The organism is Streptomyces sp. NPDC012794 (genome assembly GCF_042901085.1).
GTDB lineage: Bacteria > Actinomycetota > Actinomycetes > Streptomycetales > Streptomycetaceae > Streptomyces.
On the sequence record NZ_JBIBCI010000001.1, the window covers coordinates 521,946 to 546,520 of the forward strand.

Sequence of the window (24,575 nt, forward strand, 5' to 3'; positions counted from 1 at the left end):
GGAAGAGACGGCCTGAGGGCAGTCAGCCACCTTCATGGTCGTCACGCTTGGTCCGCACATCGCCGGAGGGGGACGGCGCGGCCCTGCGTCCGCGCGCCGTCGGGGCCGGATGGCGCGCCATGCGGGCGCGGACGGTCTTCCCGCCGCGCCCTTCGCGGGTCACCGTGACCGCGTTCGCCAGGCGGTGCACCAAGGGCAGTCCGAACCCGCCCGTCTCACCGCTCACGTCGGGGGGACGGATGAGCGGGAGACGGGAGCCGGTGTCGCGCACACAGACGTCGACATGGCCTTCGGCGGCCGCCAGCTCGAAGGAGCACGTGCCGCCCGAGTGGCGCAGGGCGTTGGTGACCAGCTCGGAGACGACCAGCACGACCGCGTCGCCCACGTCCTCCTCGACGGCCGGGTCCAGACCCCGCAGGAACCCCCGTGCCCGCCTGCGCGCCTCCGCGGCAGCTCCGGGCCGGCGTGCCGAGAGGCAGACGATTTCCCGTGCCGACACAACGGCTGTGCTCTTCTCCCAGCGATTCACGCGGCTCACCTCGGCTTCTGGCCTTCCGGTTACGACGGCTTTCCACCTCGAAGCAGTTGCCCGGAATAACAGGCGTGTAACACCACCTGTCACGCCGTGCCGGATAGCCGCATTCCGGGCTCTTCCTCGCCGTGCGAAGCCGGTGCGAGCCGGCGGTCCGTGGTCCGGCGAGGGGCGGTGCCGAAGCGGAGTGGCGTATCGGCACGCTCTTTACGGGATCTTTAGTGGTGCGGATCGCTGTCGAGAGGCGCCGAAGCGCGCTTCCGGGGGTCGGTGATGCGATCGTTGTCCGGATCTGAGGTTTCCTGAGCGAACACGGCGTGCTGGGTGATCGCCCGTGAGGGCTCCCGCGGTGGGCTGAGGACGCCATGAGGGGGAAGGCGACGGGGATGAACTGGCTGATCACCTTCGGGGGCGCGGTCCTCGTGTCGGTCGTCCTGCGGGACGTGTTCCACACCCTGTGGCACCCCACGCGCCACGGTGGCCTCAGCCGTCTGGTCATGACGACGCTCTGGCGGCTGTCCTCCCGCCGGCCGCTGCGCCGCGGGCCCTCAGGGCTGGCGGGCCCCGTCGCGATGGTGGTCGTCGTCGCCGTGTGGGCCCTCACCGCGGTCCTGGGATGGGCTCTCGTCTACTGGCCGCACATGCCACGGGCCTTCACCTACGCCTCCGGTCTGCGCCCCGCCGAGCACGCGGACTTTCCGGACGCCCTGTACGTATCCCTGGTCCACATCTCCACCCTCGGCCTCGGCGACATCGCGCCCGCCGAGGGGTGGCTGCGCATCCTCGCCCCCGTGGAGGCCGTCGTCGGTTTCGCCCTGTTCAGCGCCACGGTGGCCTGGACCCTGGGTATCTACCCCGCCCTCGCCAGGCGCCGGGCCCTGGCCCTGCGGATCTCGCACCTCGCCCGTACCCGTCCTTCGACGGAGCAGATCGACGCCGACGCGGGCGCGGCCATCCTCGACGGCCTGGCCGGGGCCGTCTCCGTGGTGTCCGTCGACTTCCAGCAGTACGCCGAGTCCTACTACTTCCACGACGGGGACGACCGTACCTCCCTCGCCCGCCAGATCACCTGGGCCCTGAACCTGGCGGACCAGGCGGCCGGCGCCCGTCACCCGGACGTCCGGCTCTCCGCCGCGGTGCTGAGGGCGGCGCTGGACGACCTGGCCGCCATCCTCGACGAACGCTTCCTGCATGCCGGAGGCACGGCGCGCCAGGTCTTCGCGTCCTTCGCGAGTGATCACGGCCGCCACGCCGGGGGTGCCTGACCCGCGCGGCTCCACGACTCCGAGGACGGACGGTGCGAACGCCGGCCGGAACAGGGCCCCGTGCGCCGCTCCGCGTCAGTGCAGGGGGCCCGCGATCGCCGTGAGCGCGGCGATGTGACGCCGGTATGCGGCGGTTCCGGCCTCGGTCAGGAGCAGCCAGGTCCGCGGCCGGCGGCCGACCTGTCCCTTCTCGACCGTCACCCAGCCCGCTTCCTCCAGGCGCGAGACCTGTTTCGACAATGCGGAATCGGTGATCTCCACGAGATCGCGCACGTAGGCGAACTCGGCCTTCTCCACGCCGGCGAGGGCCGCGACGATCGACAGGCGCACGGCCGACGCCAGGAGGGTTTCGAGCCCGTGTCGCGGGTGAGGGCTCCGCCCTGCGGCCGCTGCGGTTTCCGGGGTCATGCGGAGCGCGCCTCCCGCCAGGCCGTGAAGCCGGCCGGCAGCGCACACGCGAGGGCGGCCGCGGCCGCGAAGGCGACACTGTCCACGAAGGCGGTGAGGCCGAGGGCGAGGGCCAAGGCGTAGGTGACCGCCCAAGCGCCGATCACCCTGAGGTGCCGGCCGGCGTAGCCGCGCGGGACCACGGGCTGCCGCACGGCGAACACGGACAGCCCCACGACCACGAGGGCGTTCGCCAGTGTGCTGACGATCGTTCCTCTCGGCCCGTGCCACAGCAGCACCGCGGGCACGAGGACCAACTGCCACGCGGCGAACAGCCACAGGTAGCGGGTGTGCCAGCCGCTCCGCCCCCGCGCTGTCGCCTCGATCCGCGCCATCCCCTTCAACGCCGCGGCTGCGTCAGCCCGTTCACTCATCCCGAACCCCTCCCGTGGTCGCCGGGCACCTCATATCTGTCTACCCGGCATGTACTTGCCAGAGTAGCAACTACTTGCCAGATATGTAACGACGGTGCAGCGCCTGACCGGCCAGGACGGCCGCTCCGGCGAGCGCGTAGGCAACCGTGCCCGTCGCGCCGCCGAGCGGCCGGCCGACGCCGTACCCGGCCGCGCCCGCCATGGCGATGCCGAGCCATTCCCAGCGGCCGTCGAGGCGTCCAGGGCGATCAGCAGGAGCGCGTACCAGGAGTAGCCCGGGGTCATGAGCAGGAAGGCGATGCCCGTGACCAGCAGCGCTCCGCTCCAAGGGCGTTCGGGGTCACCGCGGCGCAGTACGTACCCGCTCACGGCGAGCATGCCTGCCACGACCAGGGGGAGCGCCCGGGAGCCCGGGACCAGCAGGCGCAGCAGGGCGTACCGGCCGTGGGCGGAGGCGTCCGCGTAGCCCTCCTCCTCGGCGTAGCCGGCGGCACCGGATGGGCGGCCGGCAGGAGCGCGTCCGGGACCACGGGGGCGTGCCCGCCCTCGTTCAATGCCGTGACGATGTGCGCGCCGATGAAACCGGCGCCTCCTGTGACGAGTACGCGCAAACGGTGGACGCTACGGAACTTCGCATGCGCACGGCCGCTTCCACGTCCGGACGTAAGACTTCCGTCATCGAATGGGGCACGCCACCGTTCGTGTGCAGGGGACACAGTCAAGGAGTACTCCTGGTGGACGGGAGGCACTGCGTCCGGCGGTCGACCGCGGGGCTCTGCGGTGGCGCGGCTGAGAGTGGATCCCCCGGCGGCGGCGTCGGCCTCCGTCCCCTCGGCTTGGGATGCGCCGGCCTCCTGCTGGAGGGCAGCCGGGAGACGATGCCGGCGACTGCCCGGCGAGTCGGTGAGCGTCGGTAAGATCAGCGCTCTCATGAAGGGTGCGATGCGAACAGCAGGGCGGGGCGGCATGGGGCAGAAGTACGCCCTGACCGCGGACGGAGACGACAGTGACTTCTGGAGCTTCACTCACGAGGCCGAGGGGTTCTTCACGCCTCTGCCGGGCGCGGAGGGCGCACGCCGAGTGCACCTCGAAGGGTGTCTCCCGCAGGGTGGCCTGCTGAGGAGCGTCCGCCATGTCGGTGGTCGTCGCGCCATGGCGGGGAACGCCTGGTTCGACCTCCTTGACGGGGACGGTGCCACCATGGGGTCCTACTTCGTCAACGAGGTCACCGTCGTTGACGTCAAGCCTTCCGCCCGCGCAGCCGGCCTTGTCGACCTCACTGTGACGCTGTGGTGCGAGAACGCCTTGCCCGGAGCGGAACGAGCGTGGGGTCTGCTCCGTGCTGGTCAGCTGAACCAAGCAGGCATGTGGCACGAACTCGCAGCCGCGGACAGACACGCGTGGCTATCGGTGGCACTGTGGTCCCGGGAGTACCGGCGGCAGGGAAGGCCTGATGCCCCCGCAGGTCAGGTGTTCGCCTTGGACGGTCGGCAGATCGTAGACAGGGACAGCTTCTACTGCGCGATCGGTGAGGCCGTCAACGGCCCCGGAGGATACTTCGGCTGGAACCTGGACGCCCTGTACGACTGTCTGCGGGGAGGCTGGGGCGCCACTACTCCGTTTACCTTGCACTGGGATTCCTCGGCCGAGGCTCGGATGCGGTTGGTGGAGCGCGTGCCGTCTGGAGATCGCGAGGTTGTGCTGTTCGACCTGCTTGTGGGGATCCTCGAGGAACAGGGCGTGAGCGTCGTCCTTCGGTGACGGCTGGTCGCTTCGAGGCGTCACTCGGGAAGGCCAGTCGGACTGCTGCGGACGGCAGCGTGTGGGATGCCGAGGCGAGGTACGTGGTTCAGAGCCGGGCCCGGCCCGGTGCTGCAGCGGCCGGCTCCATGCGGCCGTCGCTCGCGCACTGGTGGCGCGGCGGTCCAGGGAGGCCGACGAGAACCCTTATATGAGCGTGGTGGACGAGCGGCGGCTCGCCCTGGCGTCGACGGAGCGACTGGGCCCCGGCCGGGGGCGAGGGCCAGGGGCCGTGGGGGTCGAGCGGAACCACGTGACCCGGGTATGCGTTCTTGCTCGTCACAGGGGCGGTCGGGCCCCGGTCAGATCGTGACCGGTCCGTGGGCGGTGGCGAACTCGACCGAGACCAGGCCCGGTTCCTCGTCCTCGACCCAGGTGACGTCGATCTGGTCGAGGGGGTGGTCGGCCGGTTCGCCGAGGAATTCGGCGATGGAGGCGGCGTCACCGGCGATGGAGACCCCGCGGATGGTGGTGGAGGTGTGCGGGCCGGCGCTCGGGCGCTCCTCGGTGGGGACCAACCACTGGAGGAAGTAGGGGAGTTGCGGGTCGTCCAGCAGTTCCAGCAGGCCGATCTGCTTCCACCTCAGGTCGTACCCGTCGGGACGGACACGGTGGCCCTCGGCCGAGGTGCGGCCGAGGCGGGCCTCGACCGGGGCGATGTCGTCGACGGAGACCACCCATCCGAGCCAGCCGCCGCCCTCGGCCGCGCGGCGCGCGACCGCCTGGCCGAAGGGCGCGCGGTCGGCGGCGGGGTGGTCGAGTGTGGTGACGACCTCGACGTAGGTGCCGCCGCTCAGCGGGAGAACGAAATTGCGGGTGCCGAACCGCGGGTGCACGCCCCCGTCGACGAACCCGGCTCCGAGGGCCGATCCGATCCACTGGACGGTCGAGACGAAGCTGTCGCGGGCCACCGCGTAGGACACATGATCAAGTCGCACCGCGCCATCATCACCCGACAACCCGCACAAATCCCGGCGCCACGCACACCACCCCGTACGCCGTGGATTCAGCCGCGGGGCTCCGGGGCCGGCGTCGCGGTTCCCCGGGCCCCTGCTGATGACGAGACCGTGCCGTAGGCCCGGAGGGCGTCGGCCACGTCGCCGGGGCGGCCTCGCACAGTGGCGTCCAGAAAGGCGAGGGTGGCCGCGGCGACGACGCGCGGGCTCTCGGTGCGGCCCAGGGTGCCGACGATCGAGGGCACCGGCGGCAGGTAGAGCGGGCCGTCCATGAAGGTGAGGTGCCCGGCGCCGGGGACGGTGAGCCGGTAGCTCGTCGCGGTGTTGTTCTCGAGGGCCTCGGTGAGCCGGGGCAGGTAGCGCGGGTCCGTGCCGGCGGTGATCTCCTGGGTGAGCGCGAGCGCCGGCTGCTCCAGGGCGGGCGCGGTGGGGCCGTGGGGGTAGCCGTCCAGGTCGATGACGGCGTCGAACCGGCGGTCCTGCCGGGCCGCCTGCAGGGCGGCGGCTCCGCCCAGGGAGTGGCCGGCCACGGCGGCGCGGCCGGTGTCCAGGCGTCCTGCCAGCGCGTCGGGGGTCTCACCGTGGTCCAGTCGCTCCAGCCGGGAGAGTACGAAGCCGAGGTCGGCGGCCCGGACGGCCGTCCAGCCGGCGGCCAGCTCCGCGTCCTTGTCGCGGTCCCCGGAGGAGACGGTGGCGGTGCGGATCGTGCGGCCGTCGGCGAGGACGACGACGCTGGAGTCGTACGGGTGGTCGAGGGCGGCGACCAGGTAGCCGTGGCTGGCCAGCTCCTCCGCCCAGGCCGTGTTCTGGGACCGCACCCCGCTTGACCCCGGGGAGAAGAGGACGACCGGGAACCGCTCGCCCCCGTCGGCCACCGGGGCGTCGACGACCGCGCGGCTGCGGGCCCTCGGGACGCCGTCGACCAGGAAACCGGGCAGGCCGACCCCGTCGGCGAGGGCCTCGGAGACGGTCCGCGCCTCACCCTCCGTGCGTCCCAGGTACTGGGCCCGGGGGACGCCCGCAGGGCTCTTCCGCGCCGGGTACCAGAGCTGCACCACGACCGTGCGCCGGTCGTCCGGATCGGCGGTGAAACCCTCGGGGCGCTGCGGGTCGGTCCACTGCACCACCCGGGTGCCGACCGCGAAGGCGCCCGTCGGCTCGGGGAAGACGGGCACGGGGAAGGCCCAGGCGGCTACCGGGCCGGTGGCGATGAGGCCGGCGCAGGCCAGCGATCCCGGCAGGGCCAGCCACCAGCGGGCCCGCCACGCCGGTCGGCCGGCACCGCGCCGCAGCAGGGGCGGGAGGGCGAACGCCGAGGCGACGGCGGCGCCGGACAGGACCGGCAGCATCTGCCAGCGGAGCCCCACGACGCCCAGCACGAGCGCCGACGGTACGAGGACCGCCCCCGCCGCGACGGTGACGGGCCGGCGGGCGGCCGGGGGGAGCCGGCGCGCCACCAGCAGCGCGACGGCGCCCAGCAGGAGGAGGACTTCCGGAAGGGACAGGAACAGCCCCGGGATGGTTTCGGTCACCCGGCCATGCTCGGCGCCGGGCCCGCGCCGCCGCATCGGCCCCGGGTCGCCGCCGAATGCGACCGGAGTGGCAGCCGGGCGCCCCGGACCGGCGCCCGGCGTGCGCCCGCAGGAGGTGGCGGGTCTCCTCCTGCGGTCGTACCCCGCCACCTCGCGCTCCGACGCGGGGCTGATGCGCGGCGCGGGAAGCGTTCGGGGGCGCGGTGGCTCTCGTACTCGGGCCGGCCCGTCGGCTTGGTGGGAACGGTGCCGCACCTCTGACCGTCAGTCGCGCCGGGCGTCACGGAGTGGCGTTGCCGCCCGGGCCGAGATCCTCGAGGAACCGCCGCTGGTCGTCCAGGAATCCCTCCGCGAAGAGCGAACGGGGGGAGAGGAGCGCGGTGAGCGTGGTCTTGAGGTCCGACTGCTCGATGGACCGTTTGAGCAGTGAATGGGCTCCGTCCGGGTACCGCTTGACCGTCAGGGCGCCGCCTCCGTCCAGCGCCCCGCGGTAGCCGCGCTCCGTGTCGGCGGTGTCCACGTTGACGTCGTGGCCGGCGAGGGTCAGCAAGACGGGTACGCCGTGCAGAGCGCGGAGATCGTGCGTGGCGTCCGCGGTGTGGTTCTTGGAGATGAAGCCCCAGCGATCGGCGGTCATGCCGTTCGCGTCGCCGCCCATCGCCCTGACGTACTCCTCGAAGGTCGCGTCGCGTTCCAACAGCCGGCGTGTCGCCTCGCTCCTGGTGATCTCGGCCTGGACGCGGACCTCCGACGCGCCGGCGGCGCGCAGCTCGGCCAGCAGGTTGTGGCGGCCCTGCTGGAGCCAGTTGATCGCGGGCGAGACGGCGATGACGAAGCTCACGGGCGTCATGGCGGCGACCTTCGGCACGACCCAGCCCGCCTGGCTGGCGCCCCAGAGCCCGATCCGGTCGCCGTCGATGTCCGGGCGGGCACGCGCCCAGGCGATGGCGGCGGCGGCCTCGTCGGCCCGGTCGTCCATGGACTGGTCGAGCCAGTTGCCGGGTGCGCCCGCCACTCCGGGTTTGTCCCAGGACAGGGAGGCGTACCCGGCCCTGGCGTTCGCTTCCCACATGGGCTTGTACCCGTCGTCGTGGGTGGCGCTGACGGGGCCGTCGCCGTGGACGTACACGACCAGGCCGTGCCGCTCGCGGCCGTCCCTGGGGGTGGCCAGCACTCCGTTGAGGGTGTGGCCGCCGTGGCGTATCGAGACCCGTCGCTCCTCCATGGCGTAGGTGTTCTGCCACAGCGCCACGCCGACGAGACCGGCGGCCACGAGCAGGACCGGGACGAGCGACCACACGGCGATGCGGAGCCCGCGCCGTCGGGGCTGGAGCTTGGGAGACATGACGTCTGACCGCCTCTGTTCGGTTCTTCATGCAACATCGGAACTATCACTCATGAAACGATCGTTCATCAAGTGATAGTTTTGAGTGGGGTACGGCGACAAGAGGGAGAACGGCATGGGATTCGACGCGACGGACACCGGCACCGGGCCGGTCACGGTCCGGCGGGGCATACCGGACGGAGCAGAGCGGCGGGCGGCCGAGCTGTACTGGGACGCCTTCGGCCGCAAACTCGGCCCCGCCCTGAACCCGCCGGACAAGGCGGTGTCCTTCCTCGCCACCCACCTGAACGCCGACCGCGCGGTGTGCGCGTTCCTCGACGGGCGGCTCGTCGGCCTCGCCGGCTACCAGCTCGGCGGCCGGTCCCTCACCGGGGGCTCGGCCGCCGCCGTGCTGCGCGCGTACGGACACCTGAGGGGACTGCACCGGCTCCTGCTCCTCGCCCTGTTCGAGCGCCACCCGGCCCCCCGGCAGCTCGTCATGGACGGCATCGCCGTGGACCCGGGCATACGTGGCCGCGGCGTCGGGAGCCTGCTCATCGAAGAAGTGGCCGCAGTCGCCTCCGAGCAGCGCTGCCGGGAGATCCGACTGGACGTGATCGACACCAACCCGCGCGCCAGGGCCCTGTACGAGCGGCGCGGCTTCACGGCCGTACGGACCGAGCGCACGCCCTGGCTCCGCGGGCTGATGGGCTTCGGCGCGGTGACCACCATGCACCGCCCCGTCGGCGGGAACGGGCCGGGAGACTGAGCACACCATGACCGAACACATCGAGATCCCCACCCGCATGCTCGTCCACGCGCTGATCCGCGAGGACGGCACCGTCGGCGCGGACGAGCTCTACACCGTCGCCAACACCCTGGGCATGAGTGACCAGCAGGTGCGGCTGTGCGTCAAACGCCTCGTGGCCGAGGGCCGGTTCACCCACGAAGGCCGCGGTCGCAAGGCGCAGCTGCACGCCACCGCGGACACCATGCGTACCCTCGCCCCCAACGCGGACTTCCTGCGGCACGCGTTCCGGCAGGACGCCGGGCTCGCGCCCTGGGACGGTGTCTGGCACCTCGCCGCGTTCGCGGTGCCCGAATCGGCGCGCACGGCCCGCGACTCCCTGCGCGAGACCCTCGTCCACCTCGGCGGCGCCCCGCTCCAGGGCGGACTGTACGTCTGCGCCAACACCTGGGAGCCGTACGTCGAGGAAGCGGCCCGCCGCCTCGGTGCCCATGACGCGCTCACCCTCCTCACCACGACGGACCTGCGAAGGGGCGCCACCCGGGAGCCCGCCGAAGTCGCCCGCCGGCTATGGCCCCTGCAGGAGATCGCCGAGCGCTACCACCGCCTCGGCCGCCTCGCCGAGCCCCGCCTGGCCCGGCTCACCGGCCCCGACCGGCTTTCCCCCTCCGTACTCCTCACCATCGCGGTCGAACTGGCCGCCGAACTCACCCGCGCCATGGAACCCGACCCGCTCCTGCCGCCTCAGCTCCTGCCCCAGCCGTGGCCCGGCACCCAGGCCCGGGAGCTCGTCGCCCGGTGCTGGGCCGCCCTGCACCACCGAGAGCACGGTGAAGCCCGTCCGGCCCTCTTCCGCCTCTACGCCGACATCACCCGAGAAGCAGCGGACCGTGCCGTGCGCTGAAAAGGGGGTCCGGCCCTGCCGTGATGAGTCCGTGCCTCCGCTCCCGCCGAGCAGTCAACGTTCCGGTGCGGGCACGGCTTCGTGTACGGCCCGGTGGACGGCGCGCGCCAGGCGGGCACCCCATACGGAGCGGGGACCGGCGAAGGCATGGACCTCCTTCCCTGGACGCGGGGCGCGTGCGGCGATGCAGACCGCGTCCGTGGGGGTGCCGGAGCAGTCGTACCCCGCTTCCAGCAGCGCCTGGACCTTGGCCTCGGTGGCGGTGGCGACCGCGTTGACCAGGGCGGCATCGGACAGGGCGACGGGAAGCGCGGCGATGATGTTGATCGTGCCCGGCTCCGTCGGCGGGGGCGTGCCTTCCGCCGGGGAGGCGGCCCATCCGCGGACGGTGACACCCGCGGTCGCGACGGTCTCGACGCCTTCGTCGCGGGCGTGCGCGTACGCCGAGACGTCTGCGGCCGTCATCATCCCCACCCCACCGCCGTGCGCGCTCACCGCGCCCGCCACCTCGGCCAGGTGCCGGTCCGGGTCCATACGCCGGTAACCATGGGAGACCTGGGCGTTGAGCACCCAGCTTCGCTCGCCGATGCCACCGCCCACCACCGTGCTGCTGATCATCCGCCATCCCGGCCCGGCCGACCACAGCAAGGCCCGCAGCTCCTCGCCGTCCTCGATCCGCGTCAACTGCCGCACAGCGAGCAACGGGACGGTGCGAGGCGGGGGGAGGACGACGGTCACCGGACGGATCTCCTTCATGGGACGGCGGGCCGGCTGATGGTACGCGGCAGTCCCCAGCGCGACTCCCCCGGAGCGCGACGAGCCGGTGCACCCGTGGGACCGCTTTCGTGGCGGTGTTGAAGAGGCCGGAGGCCGATCCCGCGTGGTGGTGGGCGACCTTGCCGAGGGTCACGTCGGCGAGAGGCGCACCGATCATGCCGAGACCGAAACCGGCGGCGAGCATCGGTGCCGGGCGCGCGCGGCGGAGCCGGGCCGGCCGTCGTACACGCGGTCGTCCACCGGGTGTCAGTGGCGGGCAGGAGGATGTGACCGTACCGCTGAACCGGCAACATCCAAGGGAACCCTCATGTCCGCACCCGCCCCCGCACCCTTCCGTTTCCCCACCGGATGGTGCGCCACCGACCTCGGCTCCCACCGGCCGTGCGAGTCGACCTACGAGGTCTACCCGCTGGACAGCCTGCCCTCCCTGCACTCCGGCCGCCTCGACGGTGGTTTCGGGTGGCTGGGTGGGCCGGGTACGCCGGACGGCCCGGAGCCGGGCCACGGAGAGCACCTCGCGGCCGTGGAGGCGGACCTGGCCCCCCTCGGCCTGCGCCTTCCCACCGACTTCCGCACCTTCTACCGCAGCGGCAGCCTCTGCCGCGCGTTCGACGAGGTGTCGGTGACCGCCTGCTGGAGCGACCTGTCCGGAGCGCTGCGGAGCCCGGTCGAGGAGGGCGCACGCCTCGTACGGTTCCTCCGGGACCAGCAGGACTGCGTCATCTGGTACGTGTACCTGCGTCCCTCGGGGGAGACGTTCGTGGTCTTCTCGCACCTGGACCTGGACGTGGAGCTCGCCGAGCGGGAACTGACCGCGGCGCAGGCGGCCGAGTTCCGTGCCGCGGCGGCGGAGTCGCTGGTGCGGTGCGCCTCGACCTTCGAGGAGTTCGCCTACCGTTTCGTGGTGGAGAACGAGCTGTGGATGCACCTGAACACCACCAACCAGGGCGTCGGGCCGGCCCCCCACCTCCAGGAGTACCTCGACCACTACGCGGCCGCGGCCTCCTGATCCCCGCCGGCGATCAGGAGGCCGCGGCCGCGTTGCGGCGAGCCGGGTGACGGCGTGGTTGACGTCACGCTCGGAGACGATGCCGAGCAGGGCTCGTGTGGCGGGGGCGAAGCTCGTACGCCACGCCGGTGCGAAGAACACGGCGGCGGTCACCAGCCCCAGACCCCAGTAGACCGCCGCCTTCGCTTCGGACGGAAATCCCTGGCACGCGCCTACCCGGACCGGCCGCCGATCCGCACGGCGAGCGTGCTGCTCGTCCACCGCCCCTGAACGAGACCCGCCAGTGGCCCTCCCGCACGCCCTGCGGCACCCCGACGACCGGTCGTGGGCCGTGGGTCACCCGGCGCGTTCAACGCTCCACAGCGGCAGCTGCTCGAAGAAGGTGACCGCCTCATCCCGCCACCGCGACCGCCAGCCCGCGGCCACCGCGGACGCCCGCTGCGCATGGCGGTGCATGTCCGCCCGCATCCTGCCCGTCACCCCGCGGCGCTCCGCGATCTCGCGGACGGCGGCGACGTTCTCCGGCGGGCAGGACCGGTCACCGAGCGCCGCCACCACCACGCGGCGCTCCGCGTCGTCGACGGCGGACAGCAGGGCGCGGACGGTGTAGCTGTGCTTGCCGTCGCGGAGGTCGGTACCGGTCGGTTTGCCCATGACGGCCGCATCCCCGAACAGGTCCAGGTAGTCGTCGCGCATCTGCCCGCAGATCCCCACCAGCCGCGCGTACTCCCGCAGCTCCTCGTCCCGGGGCGCCAACGGTTCGCCCGCGGCCAGGAGGCCGAGCCGCAGGGGCGCGAGGATCGAGTACCGGGCGGACTTGTAGTCGGCCACGCGGTGCAGGACGTCTTCGTCCGGTGCGGCGCCGAAGTCGCGTTCCAGGTCGATGATCTGGCCCATGAACGTATCGGCCGCCGCCCGGGTCTGCACCTCGACCATGGCCTGCCGCACCGCGACGGGCACCTCCGCCTCCAGCAGCACCCGCAACGACAGGGCGAGCGCCAGATCACCCGCGAGCACGGTCAGACCGAGGGCCGTCTGCGGGTGGTCGGGGAACTGCTCGCGGTAGGCGTAGTAGGTGGACGGGCCGCCGCGGCGGGTGGGGCTGTCGTCGATGAGGTCGTCGTGCACGAGGCCGTGGGTCTGCAGCAGCTCGATGCTCAGTGCCGCGGCGTCCAGTCCGCCGACCGGCTCGTCCGTCACCAGGCGCGCCGCCTCATGCAGCAGGACGACCCGTATCCGCTTCCCGCCCCGCAAGGACAACTCCCGTAGCAACCGCAGGCATTCCGGGGTGAACCGGCTGGACGGCGGCGCGTCGAGCGCGGCACCCACGGTGTCGAAGTACTCCTCGAAGAGCGCGTTGAACCGGTGCTCGTATCCGGCGACACGCTCGAGGATCTGCTGGGTCATGACGCGTTCTTCCTGCTCGGGGTACGGCCGGGGCACACCGCGGTGGCCGTGCGACGGTCGGGGCTCGTGCCCCGTGGTCGGCCGCGACGGGGGGTCAGGAAGTGTACTGGGGGGCTTCGAGCGCCGGTCCACGCGGAGCATGGTCGCGACGGTCGCGGGGAGCGCGGGGAGGATCTGTCACTCCGGAGCGTTCCGGATGCCTTGTCCGGCGGACCCCCACTACCTTGTCGACCGCGTCCGTCCGACCGACCAGTCCGGAGCCCGGGGAGCAGTGATGCCGACGACCGCCACCACCGATCGCCCGACCGGCGCCGTGCTCGGACAGCGGGAGCGCGAGGTGCTCGCCGCGGTCGGCTGCGGCCTGGGGGACGGCGAGATCGCCGCCGCCCTCTCCCTCTCCGAGGAGGGCGTGGCCGAACACCTCGCGCGGATCCTCGTGAAGCTCGGGCTGCGCGACCGGGCCGCCGCCATCGTCCACGCCTTCGACTGCGGCCTGGTCATCCCCGGGTCCGGCCCGCGCACGCGGGCGGTGAGCCCCGTACCGTCGTCGACCGCCTCCGGCCGGGCGGCGGGACCGGAGGTACGGATCTCCGTACTCGGGCCGCTGCGGGCATGGCATGACGGGCGGCCCCTGAACTTGGGGCACCTGCGCCAGCAAGCCGTACTGGCGGCGCTGGCGCTGTGCGCCGGGCGGACCCTCAGCCGGCAGGAACTGCTCGACGACGTATGGGGGACGGAAGCGCCGGCCGCGAACGTGGTGCCGGTGTACGTGTACCGATTGCGCAAGGCCCTGCGCGCGGGAGACGGTCCGGACGCGGTCATCGAGCACGCCCGGCGCGGATACCGGCTCGTGCCGGGCGCGGTCGACGTGGACCTGGTCCGCATGGAGCAACTGGTCGCCGACAGCGGGGCGGCCCACCGGGCGGGCGAACCGGCCGAGGCGGTACGCCTGTGCGCCCGGGCCCTGGAGCTCTTCCACGGGGAGCTCCTGGCCGGTTTACCCGGGCCGCTCGCCGAACTGGAGCGGCTGCGGCTCACCGAGCGCAGGATCGCCATCGTGCAGCGGAAGGTGGAGTGGCAGCTGCGGCTCGGCCAGGACGCGGAAGCGATCGCCGAACTGTTCGCCCTGTCCGCGGCACACCCCCTGAACGAGCCGCTGGCCGCGATGCTGATGAGGGCGCTGTACCGGCACGGCCGACAGGCCGACGCGTTGACCGTGTTCGACCGCACCCGCCGCCGTCTGGCCGGCGACCTGGGGGTTCCTCCGAGCCGGATGCTGCGGCGGACGCAGCAGATGATCCTCCTCGGTGACGAGGCCGGCCTCGGCCTCACCCCCCTTGGCCGGGTGGACGCGCGTACGTCCTGAGGGGCCGGAGGGAAGGTCCTTCCCGGCCGAGGCCGAGGCCGTGCCCGAGGCCGTGCCCGAGGCCCGAGGCCCGAGGGCCGGCTCCGTGATTACGCGGGGTACCAGGCGCCGTTGTACCACTGCTCGTTGGCGCTGTCGTTGTGGTGATCCATGTTGAAGTCGGCCGGGTAGTTCTTGACGTGGTTGTTCGGGTAGGTCCAGATTCCGGCGGACTCGTCGCAGACGTAGTCCCAGTGGCAGATCGTCTTGACCGGCACGTTGCCGAAGAACTTGTCGGCGCCGGCGAGCGGAGCACCGACGAAACCGCCGAACGGCACGGCTCCGCCGTTGGCGCCGGGAGGGCCCTGGCGCTTGGGGTCCGCGATGAGAACGGCGTTGACGTTGTCGAACGTCTGCCAGTTCTCGGTGACCCAGATGTGCACCACCGCGGCGCCCAGGGAATACCCGCCCATCTTGACGTGCTGGTCCGGGCACGCGGCGCGCTGGTCGCGGACCAGGCGGTTGAGCTCGTTGACCCCTGCCCGGGCGCTCGCGCCGTTGGGGATCTGGGTGGGGTATCCGACGTGCTGCTGGATGTTGCCGTAGAAGCCGTCGTTGTTCCACGAGCTGCCCGTGCCGCCGACGACGATCGTGTAGGTGCCCTCGCACGAAGCCGCCGCCTGGGCCGTGGGCGCCTGTGCCACCGAAAGCCCGGCCGTCAGCAGCAGTCCGGCTGACGCGGCCGCGATCCGCCTGGTTCGCATTCGATCCTCCCGAAGTAGTCGGCCCGCGCGTCTGCTTTCCGATGCGGTACGCGGTCGGCCGAAGTCACCCGACGACCGTGGCAGCGGCCGATGACATCCCGATGAAACCCGCGGGGCCGACGGACGGGGCGGCCTCGAATCCAGGTGGTTCCGGCCGATTCCATCGGCATTTCATCGCTGACCCCTACTGTCGGCCACCGACGACCGGAGGGTCCGGCGGGGCGTGCGGGCCAGGCGGCAGGGCCGGGGCCAGGAGCCCGCTGGATTCCGCGCACTTCGCTGCACCCGCACTGCACTTCGCTGCACTTCACTTCACGAGGGAAAGGCACACAGTGGCAGGAAACGGCTTGTACCGCGTGCTCACCAGACTGGCCGTCGTGGCCGGCATCTGGGCGTTGGTCATCGGGACGACCCCCTCGGTCTCCGTCGCCCGACCCGGGCCCGGTCCGGATCCGCGCGCCGAACGGGCCGGCGTCTCCCGGTACTTCGCGGGCCCGGAGGGGCTGGCCATTCCGACCGAGCCCTGCGACCCGGCCGGCCCGTCGGCCGCCGACGGCATCATGGCCGACCAGCTCAACCCGCAGTTGCACGCGAAGATGGCCGGCTATCTGAACGCCTACAAGGTCTCCTGCGCGCGGATGGTCACGCAGGCGGTGAAGGACCGGGGGCTCAACCCGAGGGCCGCGGCGATCGCCATCGCCACGATCATCGTGGAAAGCAGCATGAACAACTACTCCCAGGCCGTCGACTACACCAGCCTCGGACTGTTCCAGCAGCAGGACTGGTGGGGCACCCGGGACCAGCGCCTGAACCCGGCCTACGCCACCAACGCCTTCCTCGACGAGATGGAACGCCTGTTCCCGGGCGGAAGGTGGAACGACGAGGCGATCGGTGACGTCTGCTGGAACGTCCAGCGGCCGAGGGAGGACCTGCGCGGCCTGTACGCGATAGAGGCCGGCGACGCGACCCTCATCGCCAATGCGCTGTGGTCCGGCACGGGCGGCGGCGGCCCCGTCCACCCGTACGCCTCGGGCCGGGTGGTGTCCGGCCGGTCCGCGGACGGGCGGCTGGAGGCTTTCGCCGCCGGCGCCGACGGCGTGTACCACGCGTGGCAGACCGCGGTGAACGGTGCCTGGTCGCCGTGGCGGTTCGCGGGCGGTCCGCGCGATGCGCAGCTGGCGGTGGCGTCCAACGCGGACGGCCGGCTGGAGGTGTTCGCGCTGTCGGACAGCACGTTCGATCACATGTGGCAGACCGCGCCCAGCGGGGGTTGGTCCGCCTGGGAGAACTTCGGCACCGGAGGGTACCGACTGGCGGCGGGCAACAACGCCGACGGCCGTATCGAGGTGTTCGCCTCCAACGCCAACGGTGTGTTCCACCGCTGGCAGACCGCGCCCAGCGGCGGTTGGGCGGCCTGGGAAGGCACCGGCGGCGGCCCGGCCCGTGCGCGGCTCGCCATCGAGAACGCCCCCGATGGGCGGCTCGAGGTGTTCGCACTGTCGGACGCGACGTTCGAGCACCTCTACCAGACCGGCGCCAACGGCGGTTGGTCCGCCTGGGAGAACTTCGGCGGCGGTGGGCACGCCGTCACCGCCAGCTACAACCAGGACGGCAGGCTCGAGGTGTTCGCCTCCAGCGCCCAGGGCGTCTTCCACCGCTGGCAGACCGGCCCGGCCTCCTGGTCGCAGTGGACGGGCACCGGCGGGGTCGCCAACGCCGAGCTGACCACCTCCCGGTCGGTCGACGGCCGCGTCGAGGTGTTCGCGATCAACGCCGACACCGCGAGCCACGCCTGGCAGACCGGCCCGAACGGGTCGTACGCCCCGTGGGAGACGTTCGGTGGCGGCGGCACAGGGATCGGCGCGAGCAACAACGCCGACGGCCGGATCGAGGTGTTCGGCACCAGCCGCGCCGGCGTCCACCACAGGTGGCAGACCGGCTTCACCAGCTGGTCGGAGTGGGGCTGGCTGAACGACTCCGGCCCCGCGATCGGCTGAACCGAGGCGTGACCGGCCCCCCTTCACGCCCACGTCCGTCCCACTCACCCCAGATTTCCCAGAGGAGGAGCGTCTTGTGTTTTCCGGACCGTCCCGACGCGCGTTGAACTGGTTCCTCGCGGCGACAGCCGCCCTCCTGCCGGCGCTGGTGGCCACGACTCCGGCCGCGGCCCGCGCCACGGACTTCGCCGCGGCCTGCCCGGCCGCCGGTATGGTCTCCCAGCACTTCCACAGCCGTCACAACGGCGTCGACATCGCCAATGACGTCGGGACGCCGATCTACGCGGTGGGCGACGGTGAGGTGACCATCTCGGGATACATCGGCGACTACGGCCAGTGGATCCGCATCCAGCACCCCGACGGGAGGATCTCCGAGTACGGCCACATGTCCCGCCGGGACGTCTCCGTCGGCGACCACGTCGAGGCCGGCCGGCAGATCGCCCTGATGGGCTCCGAGGGGAACTCCACCGGTCCGCACCTGCACCTGCGGATCTGGGGAGACCCGTCCGCCTCCTACGGCATCGACCCCGAGGCCTACCTCGCGGAGCGCGGCGTGGTGCTGCCCTGTACCCCGGGCAGCGGTCCGCGGCCGAAGCCGCTGGTGTATCCGGCGGAGTCGGGGCGGGTGGTGTCGGCGCGGTCGGCGGACGGGCGGCTCGAGGTGTTCGCCGCCGGTGCCGACGGCGTCCACCACGCCTGGCAGCGGGAGGTGAACGGCAACTGGTCGGCCTGGGAGCCGCTCGGCGGACCGGGCAACGCCGAGCTGGCCATCGCACCGAACGCGGACGGCCGCCTGGAGATGTTCGCCGTCAACGGGAACACCTTCCGGCACCGCTGGCAACTGTCCCCCTCGGGGGGCTGGTCCGACTGGGAGGACTTCGGCGGCGGCGGCAAGGACACCGCGGCCGGCGTGAACGCCGACGGCCGCATCGAGGTCTACGCCTCCGGACCGGTCGGGCTCTTCCACCGGTACCAAGTGGCCCCGAACGGCGGCTGGTCCGACTGGCAGCCCGCCGACGGCGGCCCCTCGGACAGCCGTATCGAGATGGCGAAGGCACCGGACGGCCGCCTGGAGGTGTTCGCCCTCAACGGCGACACCTTCCAGCACCGCTACCAGACGGCTCCCAACGGCGGGTGGTCCGCGTGGGACACCTTCGGTGGCGGCGGCCGTGACCTGACCACCGACCGCAACGCCGACGGCCGCCTGGAGGTCTTCGCCTCCGGCCCGGTGGGCGTGTTCCACAAGTACCAGACCGGCCCGGCCAGTTGGTCGGATTGGGAGCCGACCGGCGGGCCCGCCGACGCGCAGCTCACCAGCGAACGGACCCCCGACGGCCGCGTCGAGGTCTTCGCCGTGAACGGCTCCACCGCCATGCACACCTGGCAGACGGCCGTCAACGGCCCCTACGGCGACTGGGCCGCCTTCGGGACCGGAGGCACCGAAGTCACCGCGGCCGCCAACGCCGACGGCCGGATCGAGGTCTTCGGCACCAGCCGCGCCGGCACCTACCACACATGGCAGACCGGCTTCGCCACCTGGGCGGACTGGATCTGGGTCAACGACAGCGCCGGACCCGCCCTCGACTGACCCTCCCCCGACCGCCCGCTCATACGACCGCATACGACCGCATACGACCCCGTACGACCCGCGGCCGGCCGTGCCCGTACGACACCGCCGGCCGCCCGGTCCCCCTGGAGAGGCCCATGCTCCCGATCAGCAGACGGAACCTGTTACGCGGTGTCGCCGGAGCGGGCGCCCTCCCGTTCCTGCCCGCCGGCCGGGCCGCGGCCGTGGCCTCCGAGGACGCCCCGCCCCACGAGTGGGTCGGAGCGGGCCCGATGGCGTACGTCCACGACCCGTCCACACCGGCCGGCCCGCGCTACCTCAACGACCACACGCTGATCAAGGTCCAGGGCCGCTGGCACCTGTTCGGCATCGTCGGGGACAGCGCGCCGCGCGGCGAATCCCCGGACAGCGCGGCGGAGATCTCCTTCGCCCACGCCTCCGCGCCGAGCCTGCACGGGCCGTGGACCGCCCACCCCGACGCCCTCACCGTCGACCCGTCCTACTTCGGCGAGGAACACCTGTGGGCACCGCACGTCATCGAGGCGGGCGGCAGGTTCCTGATGTTCTACGCCGCGGGCGGCGGGAACGGTGCCGCGATCAACCTCGCCACCTCCACCGACCTGTTCACCTGGACCCGCGAGCCGTCCGGCCCGCTGTTCCGGGGGCTCGCGGCGCGTGACCCGATGGTGCTGCGGGTCGGCGGCGAGTGGGTCATGTACTACACCGAGCTCTCGGGCGCGGGCGGCCGGCACGTCGTGGCCCACCGGCGTTCCGCCGACCTCCTGCGCTGGAGCGACCCGGGCGTCGCGTTCACCGACGCGAGCACGGACGTGACCGCTTCGGTGACGGAGTCCCCGTACGTCGTCGAACGCAACGGCTGGTACTACCTGTTCATCGGGCCGCGGGGCGGCTACGAGGGCACCGACGTACTGGCGTCCCGCGACCCGTTCCACTTCGACCTCGCCGCATACGCGGGGCACGTGCCCGGTCACGCCGTCGAGGTGGTCGCCGACGGGGAGAGGTGGCACGCCGGCTCCGCCGGCTGGTTCCGGCAGGGGCTGTACGTGGCGCCCCTGTTCTGGCGGGACACACCACCGCCGTGGCAGAGCCCGGACCATCCGGTGGCCGGCCTCGATGCCGGCGGTCGCCTCACGGTGTTCGCCCTCGACGCCGCCGACCGCTCGATGCTGCGGCGCGTCCAGGCCGACCCGTACACCGACACCTGGACGCAGTGGGAGCCCTTCGGAGGGCCGGCCGGCGCGGCTCCCACGCTCGGCCGCACCACCGACGGCAGGCTGGAGGTGTTCTCCCTCGCCCCGGGCGGCGTCAACCTGCACCACCGGGTGCAGCGGCCGGACGGCGGCTGGTACGAGTGGGAGGAGTTCGGCGGCCCGGCCGGCGCCGCCCCTGCCGTGGCCCGCGACGCCGGCGGCCGGCTGGAGGTCTTCGCCCTGAGCCCCGGCGGCGCCTCCGTCGCACGGCGACGGCAGCGTTCGCCCGGATCTCCGGACTGGGACCCGTGGGAGCCCGGCTTCGGCGGGGCCGCGGGCGCGCCACCGGCCGTCGCCGCGAACGCCGACGGCCGGCTGGAGGTGTTCACCCTCGCACCCGGCGGGGCCGCGATCCAGCACCGGTGGCAGGAGGCCCCGGGCGGCGCCTGGACCCCCGCATGGCACCGCTTCGGCACCGCGGCCGGCGCCGCACCGCGGGTGGCCGGGGACGGCAGCGGCCGGCTCACCGTCGCCGCGATCGGACCGTCGGGCCTGGGAACCTTCTCCCGGCTCCAGTCCGTGCCGAGCGGCCGCTGGGACGAGTGGCTGCCGATGTCCGGCTGGAGCGCCGCCGCCCCGGCGTTCGCCGCCAACGCCGACGGCCGGCTGGAGGCGTTCTTCCTGACGCCCGGCGGCGCCCGGCTCGGCCACCGCTGGCAGATGGCTCCGGGCGGCGGCTGGGATCCCGGCGGGGAGTTCGGCGAGCCCGGCATCCGGCTCGCGGCGACGCCCGTGGCCGCGCTCGACCCCACCGGGCGGATGCACGTCTTCGCCGTCACCGCCGAGGGCCGGATGAGGACCCGCGTCCAGGCCCGCCCGAGCGGCGGGTGGCGGCCCTGGACGGCCTTCGGTGATCGCGAGGTCGCACCCCTCGTGTCGGGTGCTCCCGCTCTCTGAGGCCGGAGGGGGAACGGAGTCCGGATCTCGCCACCCGAACGGGCGAAACGGTGGTCCGGCCGTGCTGCGAACCCCCCCGAAGCGCCCCTCGCCCCCTCCGTAGACGGTGAGTTTCCCCACTTGCCGGGTGCGCGACGAGGCATCCGCGCCCGGCGCACGCGGGCAGGTCCCCGCCCCGGAGACGGTCCCGGCCGAAGTGGCCGAAGTGCGCCGGTGAACTCCCCCGGGAGATGAGTATCGTTCCGCTCGTCCGGCAAGTGCGACGCGTGGAACAGGGGGAACGGTGAGCGGCGTAGTCGTCCATCTGCCGCAGGGAAGTGGTGGCGCCGACGACGGCGAACCGTGCGGTGACCCGGTGACGTTACGGCTCGGCCCCGGCGAGGTCGCCCGCTTCGGACGGGGCTCCACGACGGTCCCCGTCGAACTGCGCCTCGCCGACGCGGCGATCTCCCGGCTCGCCGGGGAGATCCGCGTGAGCGACGACCACTGGCAGTTGACGAACCACAGCACCACCCACAGCTATCTCGTGGAGAACCCGGAGGGAGCGGGGGAGTACCTGAGGGTTCCCCCACGACGGGTCGGGGCGCCCATCCCGTTCGAGTTCTCGCGCGTGGTGCTGCCCACCCGCGGTGACGTCCCCGTCTCCTTCCAGGTGTTCGCGCCCGACCACGTCTACCTGGACCCGGACGCCATGGGCGTCCCCTGGGGGAACCGGACGGTCACCGCGTACTCCCTGGACGAGACGGCCACCTACTTCCTCGTCCTCGTCGCGCTGTGCGAACCGCGCCTGCGCGACCAGTCCCGCGTGGCGGTCCCCACCACTCCGCAGATCGTCGAGCGGCTGAGGTGGCACGGCGCTCACGACGCCCTGACGGCGCGGGCGGTCAGTTCGCACATCGACTACCTCGCCGAGGAGAAGCTGCGCATCGGCGTCCTGGGCACCGACGAGCGCGGCAAGGCCGACCGCCGCAACGGCAAGCGGGAGGAGATCGTCGGGCTCGCGCTGCGTTTCGGGCTCGTACGGGAAGAACACCTCGCGCTGCTGCCGTCCCCGACACGCGCCGGCGGGCGGGAGCGGCAGGCGGGGCGATGACACCGCCTCACGGCCCGGGCCGCACCGCGGAGTGCAACCGCACGGACCTGCTCCCGCCCGGCTACCGGGTGGGGGACTGGGTGGTCACCGAGCTGATCGGGTCCGGAGGCTGGTCCACGGTCTACGCGGCGCGGCCGGCCGACAGGCGCCCGGACCGGACCGGCGGAGCCGCCCCCGAGCGGTCTCCGTGCCCCGCCGACGTCGCGCTGAAGGTCATGCCGACCGCCGGACTCGCGCCGCGCCAGGCGCGCCAGACCGTGGAATCCGCCCGCCGCGAGGTCGAACTCGGGCGCAGGGCGGGGCATCCCCGTCTGATCGGGTTCCTGGAGACCTTCGTTCTCGCCGCACCGGACCGGCCCTCCCTGGACGGGGCGATCGTCCTGGTGATGGAAAGGGCCGCGGGCAGTCTGCGGGAACTCGTCGACGCCGGTGTGCCCGAGGCCGACCGCGGCCGGCTGATCGCGGGAATCTGCGAAGGCCTCGCCCATCTCCACCGCTCGGGATGGGTCCACGCCGATCTCAAGCCGGAGAACGTCCTCCTGGGCACGGACCGCTCCGTGAAGCTCTCGGACTTCGGCCTCGCCACCGAGCTGACGGGCACGCACGGGTACGTGCCTCCCCTGGGCACCCTGGACTACCTCCCGCCCGAGCGCTGGAAGGCGCCCCTCGGGGAACTCGGCGTGCAGGTCAGGCCGAGTGCCGACATCTGGGCCCTGGGCATCGTCATCCACGAGGTGTTCGCGTCCGGTGGCTCACCGTTCTCCGGCGCCACACCCGTGGCGCGGGGCGCCGCGGTCCAGGAGTACGGCGCGGGGCGTGCCCCGCTGCGCATGGACCACGCCCTGCCGCCGTTCTGGCGCGCGCTGGCCGCCGACTGCCTCGCCCCGACCCACGCGGCCCGCGCCGCGCACACCGCCGAGAGCCTGCTCGCCCGCATCCGTGCCCACCAGGGGACGCGTGGGACGGTACGGCTGCGGGGCCGGGCCCGCGCCGCCGTCCTCGCCACCGCGCTCTGCGGGATCGCGGGCGCGACCCTGTACGCGGACGCGGAACGGGCGGGCTCGCCGGCGCCGTCCGGCCGTCCGGACGGCGCCGGCGAGATCCGGGTGTTCAACGCGGAGCGTGGCTGCCGGGAGCGGGCCGACCGTGACCCGCGGTGCAGTCTGGGCCTGGCGGTCGATCCCCTGAAGCCGTACGACGCGGACAACGTCGTACCGACCCGGGTGTGGCACGGCGACGTCCTCGCCGCCGACTGCCAGTCGGCCGAAGGGCAGCCCATCATCGACGAGGAGGGCCTGAGGTCCACCCACTGGTTCCGCGTCCGTCTCCCGCGCGGCTCCGCGCCCCCCACGGCGTGGCTCCCGGCCGTACGCACCAAGGAACGGCCGGCGCTACCGGGGTGCCCGCACCCCACGGCCGTGCGCTGAGGCGGCCGGCCACGGCGACCGGCCGCCGGCCGGGAGGGCCGGCGGGCGGCCGGCGTCGAGGCCACCGCTGTCCGGCTTCAGGCTCGCTCATCGGGCTGGCCGCGGAGTTCGGCGGGGCACTGGACGCGTGGTCGGCGGCGGTCAAGGAGGCCCTCGCCGCGGAGGGCCGGTACCAGAACTGGCTGGCGCGCAGGCTGGGCGCACCCGCGCCGAAGGTGTCGTTGTGGCTGCGGGGACGGGAGCAGATCTGGCTGAGCGGCGCGGGCCCGCCCGGCGCGGCCACCACGCGGGCCATCGTCCGCGAACTCGGCCTGGAAGGCCCGAGGGCGGAGGAGCTGGCCGTCCTCGCGGCCCGCGTCGACGGCCTCCAGCGGCAGTTGGAGGACCTCCACCCCCGGGACTGGCGCAAACGCGCGGTGGAGCACCTCCGCGAAAGCCACCCGGACACGTCGTCGCCCGCCCTCCCCGCGCCGGCGCCCGACGAGCCGACCACGCCCCCGCCCGACGGCACCCCCGCGACCCGCCGACGGCGGCGCCGCACGGCGTCTCGGCTGGCGGCAGCGGCCCGCGGCGGGAGTGGCGGCGGCCGCCCTCGTCGCCCACCTCGCCTCCACCCGCACGACCCCCGACACCGCGAAGCCCCCCCGCACCCCCGCGGGCGGCGACGACCGTCGCCCCACCCGCACCGGCGGCAGCGCTGGAACGGCCGGGCCTGGAGAAGGACACCCTCGGCGCCGACAGCCGCTGCGGAGAACCCGTCCCCGGGCCGGAGCCGGTGGTCTGGCGGGTGTGCGCCCGGGTGGACGAGGACCGCGTGGCGTTCGCCGTGAAACTCACCAACCAGGCCGACCGCGCGGCGACGGCCCGCGTCCGGGTCAGGTGCAGTACGCACGGCAGAAGGCCTTCCACGCGTGCCCGGAGCACCGAACCCGCAGCCCGTCGACGCCCCCCGGGCCGCACGGTCATCACCGACCCGGCCCGCTGCTCGCTCCCGCGCGAGCCGGTTCCGTACGCGTACCAGGGAGTCGGCCGGGTGGTCCCGGCGGACGCGAACGCCGGCGCGTACGAACTCTCCCCGACGGCCCACGTCTACCCGGACCGCACCCTCTGGAAGCCCGACCTCCTCTGAGCCGGAGCGG

Annotated in this window: 21 protein-coding genes and 1 pseudogene; 12 read left to right on the forward strand and 10 right to left on the reverse strand. The window is 73.1% G+C overall.

Annotated features, from left to right (window positions below):
- Window positions 1–22: 22 nt before the first annotated feature.
- A complete protein-coding gene (locus ACFY7H_RS02400) occupies window positions 23–499 on the reverse strand; it encodes an ATP-binding protein (protein ID WP_388931862.1) in 477 nt (158 codons plus the stop codon).
- 419 nt (window positions 500–918) lie between these two features.
- Here ACFY7H_RS02400 and ACFY7H_RS02405 point away from each other — a divergent pair, with 419 nt between their 5' ends.
- Window positions 919–1,797, forward strand: coding sequence for a potassium channel family protein (locus tag ACFY7H_RS02405; RefSeq protein WP_388931865.1), 879 nt, complete (start codon window positions 919–921; stop codon window positions 1,795–1,797).
- Between the two features lie 75 nt (window positions 1,798–1,872).
- On the opposite strand, the gene ACFY7H_RS02410 is transcribed toward ACFY7H_RS02405, so the two are convergent.
- The 3 genes and pseudogenes from ACFY7H_RS02410 to ACFY7H_RS02420 all read right to left on the reverse strand — a co-directional run.
- Window positions 1,873–2,205 (reverse strand): winged helix-turn-helix domain-containing protein, encoded by a 333-nt coding sequence (locus tag ACFY7H_RS02410; protein ID WP_388931868.1) that lies wholly within the window; start codon window positions 2,203–2,205, stop codon window positions 1,873–1,875.
- The gene (locus ACFY7H_RS02415; RefSeq protein ID WP_388931871.1) at window positions 2,202–2,618 is read right to left on the reverse strand and encodes a hypothetical protein; all 417 of its coding nucleotides are present in this window, start codon (window positions 2,616–2,618) and stop codon (window positions 2,202–2,204) included. The genes ACFY7H_RS02410 and ACFY7H_RS02415 overlap by 4 nt, the downstream gene beginning before the upstream one ends.
- Window positions 2,619–3,085: 467 nt before the next feature.
- Window positions 3,086–3,229, reverse strand: a pseudogene (locus tag ACFY7H_RS02420) (NAD-dependent epimerase/dehydratase family protein); the annotation flags it as partial.
- 355 nt (window positions 3,230–3,584) lie between these two features.
- Here ACFY7H_RS02420 and ACFY7H_RS02425 point away from each other — a divergent pair.
- The gene (locus ACFY7H_RS02425) at window positions 3,585–4,379 is read left to right on the forward strand and encodes a barstar family protein (protein ID WP_388931873.1); all 795 of its coding nucleotides are present in this window, start codon (window positions 3,585–3,587) and stop codon (window positions 4,377–4,379) included.
- A 341-nt stretch (window positions 4,380–4,720) separates the two neighbouring features.
- On the opposite strand, the gene ACFY7H_RS02430 is transcribed toward ACFY7H_RS02425, so the two are convergent.
- From ACFY7H_RS02430 to ACFY7H_RS02440, 3 genes are all read right to left on the reverse strand, one after another.
- Complete coding sequence (locus tag ACFY7H_RS02430; RefSeq protein ID WP_388931876.1) at window positions 4,721–5,356, reverse strand: VOC family protein; 636 nt, start codon at window positions 5,354–5,356, stop codon at window positions 4,721–4,723.
- Window positions 5,357–5,424: 68 nt separating this feature from the next.
- Window positions 5,425–6,942: an alpha/beta hydrolase family protein gene (locus ACFY7H_RS02435; protein WP_388931879.1), complete on the reverse strand. Its 1,518-nt coding sequence runs from the start codon at window positions 6,940–6,942 to the stop codon at window positions 5,425–5,427.
- Between the two features lie 244 nt (window positions 6,943–7,186).
- On the reverse strand, window positions 7,187–8,251 hold the full coding sequence (locus ACFY7H_RS02440) for an alpha/beta hydrolase family protein (RefSeq protein WP_388931880.1): 1,065 nt from the start codon (window positions 8,249–8,251) through the stop codon (window positions 7,187–7,189).
- A gap of 115 nt (window positions 8,252–8,366) precedes the next feature.
- Between ACFY7H_RS02440 and ACFY7H_RS02445 the strand changes: the two genes are divergently transcribed.
- Together ACFY7H_RS02445 and ACFY7H_RS02450 are read left to right on the forward strand one after the other, a co-directional pair.
- Complete coding sequence (locus ACFY7H_RS02445) at window positions 8,367–8,999, forward strand: GNAT family N-acetyltransferase (RefSeq protein ID WP_388931882.1); 633 nt, start codon at window positions 8,367–8,369, stop codon at window positions 8,997–8,999.
- Window positions 9,000–9,006: 7 nt separating this feature from the next.
- Complete coding sequence (locus ACFY7H_RS02450; RefSeq protein ID WP_388931884.1) at window positions 9,007–9,882, forward strand: PaaX family transcriptional regulator C-terminal domain-containing protein; 876 nt, start codon at window positions 9,007–9,009, stop codon at window positions 9,880–9,882.
- Window positions 9,883–9,936: 54 nt separating this feature from the next.
- Here ACFY7H_RS02450 and ACFY7H_RS02455 read toward each other — a convergent pair whose 3' ends face one another.
- On the reverse strand, window positions 9,937–10,620 hold the full coding sequence (locus ACFY7H_RS02455; protein ID WP_388931887.1) for an adenosylcobinamide amidohydrolase: 684 nt from the start codon (window positions 10,618–10,620) through the stop codon (window positions 9,937–9,939).
- A 346-nt stretch (window positions 10,621–10,966) separates the two neighbouring features.
- Here ACFY7H_RS02455 and ACFY7H_RS02460 point away from each other — a divergent pair, with 346 nt between their 5' ends.
- Window positions 10,967–11,668, forward strand: a complete 702-nt coding sequence (locus ACFY7H_RS02460; protein ID WP_388931890.1) for a hypothetical protein — start codon at window positions 10,967–10,969, stop codon at window positions 11,666–11,668.
- A 336-nt stretch (window positions 11,669–12,004) separates the two neighbouring features.
- On the opposite strand, the gene ACFY7H_RS02465 is transcribed toward ACFY7H_RS02460, so the two are convergent.
- Window positions 12,005–13,075 (reverse strand): polyprenyl synthetase family protein, encoded by a 1,071-nt coding sequence (locus ACFY7H_RS02465; protein WP_388931893.1) that lies wholly within the window; start codon window positions 13,073–13,075, stop codon window positions 12,005–12,007.
- A gap of 274 nt (window positions 13,076–13,349) precedes the next feature.
- Between ACFY7H_RS02465 and ACFY7H_RS02470 the strand changes: the two genes are divergently transcribed.
- Window positions 13,350–14,441, forward strand: a complete 1,092-nt coding sequence (locus ACFY7H_RS02470; protein WP_388931895.1) for a BTAD domain-containing putative transcriptional regulator — start codon at window positions 13,350–13,352, stop codon at window positions 14,439–14,441.
- Between the two features lie 89 nt (window positions 14,442–14,530).
- On the opposite strand, the gene ACFY7H_RS02475 is transcribed toward ACFY7H_RS02470, so the two are convergent.
- Window positions 14,531–15,184: a cutinase family protein gene (locus tag ACFY7H_RS02475; protein WP_388931897.1), complete on the reverse strand. Its 654-nt coding sequence runs from the start codon at window positions 15,182–15,184 to the stop codon at window positions 14,531–14,533.
- 332 nt (window positions 15,185–15,516) lie between these two features.
- On the opposite strand from ACFY7H_RS02475, the gene ACFY7H_RS02480 reads away from it, so the two are divergent.
- The 6 genes from ACFY7H_RS02480 to ACFY7H_RS02505 all read left to right on the forward strand — a co-directional run bounded on the left by ACFY7H_RS02480 (window position 15,517) and on the right by ACFY7H_RS02505 (window position 24,565).
- Window positions 15,517–17,181, forward strand: coding sequence for a peptidase M23 (locus tag ACFY7H_RS02480; protein WP_388931899.1), 1,665 nt, complete (start codon window positions 15,517–15,519; stop codon window positions 17,179–17,181).
- A gap of 76 nt (window positions 17,182–17,257) precedes the next feature.
- Window positions 17,258–18,769, forward strand: a complete 1,512-nt coding sequence (locus ACFY7H_RS02485; protein WP_388931901.1) for a peptidoglycan DD-metalloendopeptidase family protein — start codon at window positions 17,258–17,260, stop codon at window positions 18,767–18,769.
- A 116-nt stretch (window positions 18,770–18,885) separates the two neighbouring features.
- A complete protein-coding gene (locus ACFY7H_RS02490) occupies window positions 18,886–20,916 on the forward strand; it encodes a family 43 glycosylhydrolase (protein ID WP_388931904.1) in 2,031 nt (676 codons plus the stop codon).
- A gap of 283 nt (window positions 20,917–21,199) precedes the next feature.
- On the forward strand, window positions 21,200–22,009 hold the full coding sequence (locus tag ACFY7H_RS02495) for a serine/threonine protein kinase (protein ID WP_388931907.1): 810 nt from the start codon (window positions 21,200–21,202) through the stop codon (window positions 22,007–22,009).
- Entirely contained in the window at window positions 22,006–23,436 is a 1,431-nt protein-coding gene (locus ACFY7H_RS02500; protein ID WP_388931910.1) for a serine/threonine-protein kinase, read from the forward strand. The genes ACFY7H_RS02495 and ACFY7H_RS02500 overlap by 4 nt, the downstream gene beginning before the upstream one ends.
- Window positions 23,437–24,235: 799 nt before the next feature.
- The gene (locus ACFY7H_RS02505; RefSeq protein WP_388931912.1) at window positions 24,236–24,565 is read left to right on the forward strand and encodes a hypothetical protein; all 330 of its coding nucleotides are present in this window, start codon (window positions 24,236–24,238) and stop codon (window positions 24,563–24,565) included.
- The last annotated feature ends 10 nt before the right edge of the window (window positions 24,566–24,575 follow it).